Source organism: Loigolactobacillus bifermentans DSM 20003, assembly GCF_001434575.1.
GTDB lineage: Bacteria > Bacillota > Bacilli > Lactobacillales > Lactobacillaceae > Loigolactobacillus > Loigolactobacillus bifermentans.
Genome location: NZ_AZDA01000057.1, coordinates 1 through 8,437, shown reverse-complemented (window position 1 = coordinate 8,437; position 8,437 = coordinate 1). Strand labels below are relative to the sequence as shown.

Sequence of the window (8,437 nt, the reverse complement as noted above, 5' to 3'; positions counted from 1 at the left end):
GGGGTCAATGGAACATCCATACGAAAAGTAGCGGTAGGATCCCGAACAAAAAATCAAAAACGTTGATTTAACAGCGTTTCTGATTTTTTATATTGGCTTTCTTTAAAAAGAGCTCTGGAACATTCGTACGAAAAGTAGCGGTAGACTTTAAAAACCGAACAATCTTATTTTTCGTCTGCTTCATCCAATGGTCTTAAATGACCATTTTCTAACGCTTCATTATATTGGAACGTGTACTTACCGACAAAGTTAATGTGTTCAAACATCAGTGGCGATAATTTGCCGATCATGTCGTCAGAACAATCAAACCCTTCTGATTGCATCTGCGTCACGATCTTTTCCAGGTAAACCGTGTTCCAATAAATAATGGCATTCGTGACTAAACTGAGAGCGTTTAATTGTTCTTCCATACCATCAAAATACGTTTGATAAAGCTTCCCTTTCCGACCATAAAAGATGTTTCGACAAAGCGCGTGCCGGGCTTCACCTTTATTTAGCTGTTCCAAAATTTGCCGTGCATAAAGCTCATCTGAAAGATAGCGTAATTGATGTTTCGTTTTATAGACTTTGCCATATTCAGTAATCGCTTTACCCAAAGCGGTTGGGTGGCCTTCGCGCTGCAAGGCCTGAGTTAATTCTGTCGCATTGACCTTACCAGACTTTAACGAACCGGCAACGCGTAAAATATCTTCCCAATGTTCTTCAATCAACTTTAAATTAATGCGGTTTTGAGACACCCCATTTAAGACTTGATAATCAGCGGTCGAATCAATCCGCCATAGTTTGGTTCCCTGACTATTAGCAATTCGGGGACTGAACTGAAAACCTAATAGGCCAAATAAACCAAAAACTAAATCACTATAACCAGCGGTGTCGGTCATAATCTGAGTGGGTTCCAAACTGCTGCCTTGATTCAAAAAGCCTTCTAATAGGTAAAGAGAATCTCGTAAGGTCCCTGCAACCACCATGCCATGAAAGCCGATGTATTGATCAGAAACAAAATTGTAAAAAGTAATCCCGCGACCGCGGCCAAAGTATTTTGGATTGCTGCGAGAATATAAAGACCTTTGGGGGGTAACGTAACGAATTCCGTCGGCCGAAGCCATTTGACCGTCGCCCCAGATGAGCGCACTTTTTAATTTTTTATGCGCGTTAATAATGCGGCGATTGGCGGCGGCAAGGGTATCAATTCGCAAATATTGATGGTCCACGTACATTAACCGATCGTATTTTAGACTATTTGAACTGTTTTTAGCCACTGGCGAAAGGCCAATGTTACAAGCCTCAGCCAATAAAACCGCTAAAATACTAATATCAACGTGTTTCATCTTCGTCTCACTTTCACTAACGTGACTAAAACATTGCGTTAGCTGTAACTGTTGGTTAACCTCCAAGAGAATATCCGATAAATCAATTTTGGGAATTAGATGCCGAACCCGACTTTTAAAGGCCGCTTCGTCCTTTTGTTCACGGGCTTTGCGTAATTTGGCCACAATAATTTTTTCTTGGCCATCAACCTCTTTGACCTGGGCCATCTCTGAATCAGCCCAATTTTTTAGGGTCTCGGCATAGGATAAAGCCAAATCCTGTTTCACCGCTTCAACGGCTGCTTGACCAGTCTGTGGTAAATCAAGTTGTTGAATCAAAACAGCCTTTTGTTGACGCCAAGTAGACTTATCAATTAAGCAGGCCATGGGATCAAGATAACGGTTACTTTGCCGGACGTAAATATCATGGCGCTTAAGACCATGAACCAGAAGCTCGATGCCGGCAATCAACACACACTGATTGGTTACTTTGGGGTTCTCACGAATATAATAACGCCATTTTTTCGGTAGTTTTTCGGCGATCTGTTCAAACATCCGATAGGTAACCGGGCGCGGAAATCGTTGGCGAATAAACTCCCAAACTATCAGGCAATCTTGCCCGTTGATGGTTCCTTCAAAAACAATGGTGGCTAAAATATCCGGAATGAATTTCCGGAATTTTCGATAAGCATTTAACAGTTCTTCAATGGCAATTGGTTCTCGCTCATTACGCACTAACTGATTAATCTGAGTAACGGCTGACTCAATTATTTCAGGTGGATAAGTTGCTAAAACTTTGTTTCTGAGATCTTGACTGCTGATCGTTTCGTCCATCAATAACCGGACAATTTGGGAGAGCGTTAAAGCTGCATGATCAAGATCTTTAATGGTTCGCAGCCGTTCCTTGGCTTCTTTTTTTTTGGCCCGCTTAAAAAGCGTCTCGTAGAAGCGCGAAAGAGCTAGTAATTGTTCATCCATCGCTCGTTTGCGATACTCGGAAACAAAAGCGACCAATAACGCCGTTTGTCTTTTGACGGACATCCGTTTAATCAGACTGGCCTTGGCTTTAAAAGCATAGTTGGCCAGATTCTTTAACTTTCCTGCTGGAATTGCGCCTAATTGCCAATCCTCAGTTTTAAATTGTTGAAACTGTTTTAATCGAGTAAAGCCACGGTTAATTTCTTTGCGGCTTTCGTCCATCAAAGGATTTCTTAAGAGATCCATTTTAATGGTGGCCCCATAGATGGGTTCTCCAACGGCAGTTAACAGATTTAAAAGTCGGTCCGTTTCTTCCACTGAAGGAACGGCCACTAATTGACTATCCAAAAGGTCGGCGGCAACTTCCGTGACCCCATTAATAAAGCGCTCAAAGGTGGTCACCCCTGGTAAGAGAATTTTTTCATCCAAACATTTTTTAAGCAGCATATCAAAAAGTAGTTTTTCGGTTTCGGTTGTAAAACGCGCTCGCTCAAGCAGCCAGTCGTTCAGGCTCGCTTTGACTGCTGGATCAGTAAAGGCTTGATAATGATATTTTCGCTTAATTAGCGTCATGTGTTGGCTAATGGTCATTTTTCGCGTGTAGCCTGCTAATGCTCGACCATCAATAGTTAACTGTTTCGCTAAATAATCAATTACCTCAGCTGGGACTTGTTGTAGATTAGTTGGAAAAGTTCCTAGAAATCTAACTGAGCTCAATTGAACGGCAAAGCCTAACTTAGTCGTTGCGGAACGCATTTCATCAATTAACGCGCGATCAAAATCAGTTAATTGAAAATACAGCCGCAGTTGGTCGGCAGAAGGGACGCCCTCAAAAGTTCCGAAGCTTTGTTGGTGATGCGGATTAGTCGGCATATTATTCTCCAATGTTTTTAAAAAACTATAGTTTTTGGAAAGGTTTCGCTATACTTTGATTAGGTTGATTTAACCGGTTTTTGAGTTTTCAAAAACTCATTATCAAAAAGTTTATAATAAACCATTGCCAAAAGATAGCTAATTTTCCCTTGGCTATCAAAAAACTAAGGAGTCACTCATGATTATTGGATATGCCCGCGTTTCAAAAGACGATCAGAACCTTAATCGCCAAATCGATCAATTAACGGCCTATGGTGCCGAAAAAATCATTCAAGAAAAGTTTACTGGAACCCGACAAAAAAGACCCGGAATTACCCAGCTTCTCCAGACCATTCGGGCTCACGATGTTGTGGTCGTTGAAAGCATTTCCCGGTTGGGCCGCAATACGTTGGATATTTTAAATTTGATTCAATTACTGCACCAAAAACAAATTAAGTTTGTTTCTTTAAAGGAGCAGATGGACACCGAAACACCTACCGGTCGGGCCATGCTGCAAATGATGAGTGTGATTGCAGAACTGGAGCGGAATCTACTGGCTGATCGAGTAAAGGAGGGGATTGCGGCTAGCCGCAAACGTGGCGTAACAGTTGGCCGTCCACGAATCGCCCAAGAAAAGTTGGATATTGCCATTCGGATGTATCAAAGTGGTGACTATTCAGTTAAAGAAATTTTGGCCACCAACCAAATTTCCTCAGGAACTTTTTACCGCGAAGTGAATCGGTTAAAACTAAAAAAGCTTAAAAGAAAAGATGACCCATCTGCTTCTCACAACTGACTTCTAAATATTATGGATTTCAAAAAAGATTTACGACCTTTAGTTTTAACAAAGTTGACAAGCCATTGGAGTAGCTCTTATACTATACATAGATGATCGTCTATGTAATGGAAGGAGAAAAAATGGATTATCAAAATTACGTTCAAATGCTAAAAGCAATGGCTGACCCGAACCGCCTAAAAATCATTGATCTGCTTTCATGTGGATCACTTTGTGCTTGTGATATCCTCCAGCATTTTGATTTTTCTCAACCCACTTTGTCTCATCATATGAAGGTTTTGCAAAATGCAGGTATTGTGTTTACGGTAAAGGATGGGAAATGGCAACACTATTCCCTACAAAAAAGGTTTGTCCAAGAGTTTAAACAGAATACCGACCAACTGTTAGCCGCTGATGAGCACTGCCTTTGCCAACGGTCTGATTGTGAAAAAGATGTTGCCAATTAAGTTTTTTTAAGCAATACATAGCCGCGTGTCTATGTAAGGAGCTGAAAAATGATGGAAAAGTATTCGCCACAAGAGATTAATTTAACCAAGTACCTATTTTTTACCGGCAAGGGTGGGGTTGGCAAAACCACGGTTGCCAGTGCCACTGCAATTAGCTTAGCTGATGCTGGCCACCGAGTTATGATCGTTTCCACTGATCCAGCTAGTAACTTGCAGGACGTTTTTAAAGTTAGTTTAACCAATCAGCCAAAGCCGATTCCAAACATTTCCGGTTTGTTTGCTGCCAACTTTGATCCGGTCATTGCTGCGAACGAGTATCGCGAGCAGGTTATTCAACCTTATCGAGGCGTGTTGCCCAAAGAAGCCATTCAGAATATGGCTGAACAATTATCAGGCTCGTGTACGGTTGAAATTGCTGCATTTAATGAATTTGCCAACTTTCTAACTAGTTCCAAGATTAATCAGCAATTTGACTATATTATTTTTGATACCGCACCGACCGGCCATACCTTAAGAATGCTGCAATTGCCTTCTGCTTGGAGTAATTACCTGGATAAGAATGATCGTGGTGCATCCTGTCTCGGCCAACTAGCTGGCTTAAATGATAAGAAAGCTATGTATCAAAAAGCGGTTGAAACTTTAGGCAATCCTCAAGCGACGACTTTGTTTTTAGTTACCCGACCACAAAAAGGCGCCCTTCTGGAGGCACAACGCGCTTCACATGAGTTGGCAGCCTTAAACATTAAGAACCAGCAACTAATCATTAACGGTATCTTAAATCAGCCAACCGACGCAGTTTCTCAGACTATTTTTAAACAACAGCAAGCTGATTTGCAGAATATGCCAGTTACTTTAGACCAGCTACCCAAGGTGGCAATCCCATTGCGAGCATACAACGTATTGGGATTAGCTAATTTACGACTACTATTGAAAGACCAGCAGCCGCAAATCACTGAGGAACCGGTTACTGCTAGTCACTTTCCTGATCTGGATGTTGTCGTGAAGAATTTAGTGCAGTCAAATAAAAAAATTATCTTCACCATGGGCAAAGGTGGCGTTGGTAAAACAACCGTTGCCGTTCAAATTGCCCAAAAGATAGCTGCTCAACACAAAACCGTGCACTTGGCTACCACTGACCCAGCTGATCATTTGAAATACTTCAAAATCACAAGTCCGCTGATCAAGGTGAGCCATATTGATGAGAAAAAGTCTTTAAAAGAATATCAAAACGAAGTTCTCACTACTGCTAAAAAGACCATGAAGTCTAATGATGTTGATTATGTCGCTGAAGATTTGCGTTCACCATGTACTCAAGAAATTGCTGTCTTCCGAGCTTTTGCTGAGTTAGTCGCCCAAAATGATAGTGACGTCGTTGTGGTTGATACGGCTCCGACTGGTCATACACTCTTACTGTTAAACTCGACCCAAAGCTATGCTCAAGAAGTTGCCCATACCTCCGGCAGCGTCCCACAAGCAGTCGTTAATCTGTTACCAAGACTACAAGATCCTAAGCAAACTGAAATTGTTATGGTAACGCTACCAGAAGCCACGCCGGTTTATGAATCAATGCGGTTAGATGACGATTTGAAGCGAGCCAGTCTAGCTCATACTTGGTGGGTGGTCAACCAAAGTATGTTGGCAACTCAAACCACTGATCCATGTTTGCTGGCTCGAGTGCAAAGCGAAGTTAAATGGATTGATCAGGTAAAAGAGCTTTCGAATAATCATTTTGCTGTTATGCAATGGCAACCAAATTACGAAAAAACGCTTTTAACGGTTTAATTAATTAAAGGAAAAAAATAATTAATCAGTTTAGGAGGTATCATGCAAGTCTTTTTTGCCGTTGGAATTTTCTTACTCACATTATTATTTGTTATCTGGCAACCTAGAGGATTATCAATTGGATGGACAGCCGTTGGTGGTGCAATTTTAGCATTATTGTTTGGCGTGGTGAGTTTTAAAGATGTTGGAACAGTTACCGGAATTGTCTGGAATGCCACCTTATCTTTCGTGGCTATTATTCTGATTTCACTCATTTTAGATCAAATCGGATTTTTTGAATGGGCCGCCTTATACATGGCTCGCTGGGCAAACGGTCACGGTATTCGCATGTTTATTTTGGTGACTACCTTAGGCGCCGTCGTTGCTGCCCTTTTTGCTAATGATGGGGCTGCTCTGATTCTTACCCCCATTGTTTTAGCAATGGTTCGTGCCTTACACTTTGATGAAAAGCAAGTTTTCCCTTTTATTATTGCCAGTGGCTTTATTGCCGATACCACTTCTTTACCAATGATTGTTAGTAACTTGGTAAATATTGTCTCTGCAGACTTTTTTGGAATTTCCTTTTCAGCGTATGCGTTAAGAATGTGGATTCCTGATCTATTTTCGCTGTTAGGTAGTATTGGTATCCTGTATCTTTACTTTCGAAAAGCATTGCCACGAAAATTTGATGCCACTCAGGTTGCGGAACCCAGTTCTGCACTAAAAGATCAGCGACTTTTCAAGTTTTCATGGGTCGTCTTAATCCTCCTATTGATTGGTTACTTTAGTAGCGGTTTCTTAGGAATCCCCGTCTCCTTTATCGCACTGAGTATTGCGGCTATTTTTCTGATAGTTGGTCAAAGAAGTTCCCATGTTAATGCGATGGCAGCGATTAAAGGAGCTCCTTGGAACATTGTCTTTTTCTCAATCGGTATGTATGTCGTAGTCTACGGCCTTCAGAACGTTGGTCTAACAACATTATTATCAGGTGTCATTACCGAAATCGCAAAAGGTGGTCGGTTTGCTGCCACAATGGGCATGGGCTACTTAGCAGCACTTTTATCGTCATTAATGAATAACATGCCGACCGTCATGATTAATGCACTATCAATCAAAGGCGCTGACGTTTCAGGGCTCATCCATCATACGTTAGTGTACGCAAACATAATCGGCTCAGATTTGGGACCTAAGATTACCCCAATTGGCTCTTTGGCTACATTAGTCTGGCTACATGTGTTAGCTCAAAAGGGAGTTAAAATTAAATGGGGGACTTATTTTAAAATTGGAATTGTAACCACGATCCCAGTGTTGTTTATTACCCTATGTGGCCTCTGGTTATCATTATCGATTTTTGGTTAGAAAATATAAATCACAATTACTTTGGAGATGAATAGAATGAAAAAAATAGAGCTTTTTGAACCAGCAATGTGTTGTTCAACCGGTGTTTGTGGTCCCAGCGTTGATAAGGAATTGATTCAAACAACGGCCATTCAGCGGTATGTCAGTGTGAATGCACAGGGGCAGGCCATGTTCATTCGTCGTAATTTAGCCCAGAACCCCGATGCCTTTGTTCGAAATCCGATTGTTGCCCAAGAACTAAAACGTCAGGGTATAAATGCTTTACCAATTACGTTAGTGGATGGTCAGTTGGTAAAAACCGGTGAATACCCAACCATTAACGAGTTTAGCAGTTACTTAGACATGGATTTAGTAGCTGCTTTGGTTCACTAATAGTTTAGATGGAGGATTAATGATGACACAAATTTATTTTCTATGTACTGGAAATGCTTGTCGAAGTCAAATGGCTGAAGGATTCGCTAAAAAAATTTTAGGCAATGATTGGCGCGTTGCCAGTGCGGGAGTCGAGGTGCATGGCTTGAATCCATTGGCTGTTAAAGTTATGGCTGAAAAAGGAATAGATATTTCCCAGCAAACATCAAAGTTAATTGATCCCGATTATTTGCTTCACAGTGACCTAGTTGTCACCTTATGTGGAGACGCTCGTGATCGCTGTCCAGTCACCCCACCAACGGTCAAGAAAAAGCATTGGCCACTTCCAGACCCGGCTTTAGCAGCTGGATCCGAACAGGATAGAATAGTAGTTTTTCGGAAGGTCAGAGATCAAATTGAGCAGCAGATTATTGACTTAGCAAAAGTCGGTAACCTCTGAGGAATCAGTAGGTCCGTAACCAATACGAATTTTAAAATAGCGGTAGAAAACCGTATATTCAGATAACAAACATTCTGAGTGTTCGGCTTCCTACCGCTACTTTTCGTATGGATGTTCCATTAACCCC

7 protein-coding genes are annotated in these 8,437 nt (G+C 41.5%); 6 read left to right on the top strand and 1 reads right to left on the bottom strand.

The genetic code is table 11. The features are described from left to right. Window positions 1–164: 164 nt before the first annotated feature. Window positions 165–3,158 (bottom strand): Tn3 family transposase, encoded by a 2,994-nt coding sequence (locus tag FC07_RS07855; protein ID WP_057904571.1) that lies wholly within the window; start codon window positions 3,156–3,158, stop codon window positions 165–167. A 178-nt stretch (window positions 3,159–3,336) separates the two neighbouring features. On the opposite strand from FC07_RS07855, the gene FC07_RS07850 reads away from it, so the two are divergent. The 6 genes from FC07_RS07850 to arsC all read left to right on the top strand — a co-directional run bounded on the left by FC07_RS07850 (window position 3,337) and on the right by arsC (window position 8,310). Beyond that, window positions 3,337–3,933: a recombinase family protein gene (locus FC07_RS07850; protein WP_057904570.1), complete on the top strand. Its 597-nt coding sequence runs from the start codon at window positions 3,337–3,339 to the stop codon at window positions 3,931–3,933. A 122-nt stretch (window positions 3,934–4,055) separates the two neighbouring features. Then, window positions 4,056–4,379, top strand: coding sequence for an ArsR/SmtB family transcription factor (locus tag FC07_RS07845; protein ID WP_057904569.1), 324 nt, complete (start codon window positions 4,056–4,058; stop codon window positions 4,377–4,379). 51 nt (window positions 4,380–4,430) lie between these two features. Next, window positions 4,431–6,161 (top strand): arsenical pump-driving ATPase, encoded by a 1,731-nt coding sequence (arsA, locus tag FC07_RS07840; RefSeq protein ID WP_057904572.1) that lies wholly within the window; start codon window positions 4,431–4,433, stop codon window positions 6,159–6,161. 42 nt (window positions 6,162–6,203) lie between these two features. Next, complete coding sequence (locus FC07_RS07835; RefSeq protein WP_057904568.1) at window positions 6,204–7,499, top strand: arsenic transporter; 1,296 nt, start codon at window positions 6,204–6,206, stop codon at window positions 7,497–7,499. A gap of 36 nt (window positions 7,500–7,535) precedes the next feature. Further along, window positions 7,536–7,871: an arsenite efflux transporter metallochaperone ArsD gene (gene arsD / locus FC07_RS07830; RefSeq protein ID WP_025013532.1), complete on the top strand. Its 336-nt coding sequence runs from the start codon at window positions 7,536–7,538 to the stop codon at window positions 7,869–7,871. A gap of 22 nt (window positions 7,872–7,893) precedes the next feature. Continuing rightward, on the top strand, window positions 7,894–8,310 hold the full coding sequence (gene arsC / locus FC07_RS07825) for an arsenate reductase (thioredoxin) (protein ID WP_004563097.1): 417 nt from the start codon (window positions 7,894–7,896) through the stop codon (window positions 8,308–8,310). Window positions 8,311–8,437 lie beyond the last annotated feature (127 nt).

Excerpts from the sequence above, each read along its gene's own strand:
- arsC (WP_004563097.1), top strand. The coding sequence starts at position 7,894 with ATGACACAAATTTATTTTCTATGTACTGGAAATGCTTGTCGAAGTCAA.
- FC07_RS07835 (WP_057904568.1), top strand. The coding sequence starts at position 6,204 with ATGCAAGTCTTTTTTGCCGTTGGAATTTTCTTACTCACATTATTATTT.
- FC07_RS07845 (WP_057904569.1), top strand. The coding sequence starts at position 4,056 with ATGGATTATCAAAATTACGTTCAAATGCTAAAAGCAATGGCTGACCCG.
- FC07_RS07855 (WP_057904571.1), bottom strand. The coding sequence starts at position 3,158 with ATGCCGACTAATCCGCATCACCAACAAAGCTTCGGAACTTTTGAGGGC.
- arsA (WP_057904572.1), top strand. The coding sequence starts at position 4,431 with ATGGAAAAGTATTCGCCACAAGAGATTAATTTAACCAAGTACCTATTT.
- FC07_RS07850 (WP_057904570.1), top strand. The coding sequence starts at position 3,337 with ATGATTATTGGATATGCCCGCGTTTCAAAAGACGATCAGAACCTTAAT.
- arsD (WP_025013532.1), top strand. The coding sequence starts at position 7,536 with ATGAAAAAAATAGAGCTTTTTGAACCAGCAATGTGTTGTTCAACCGGT.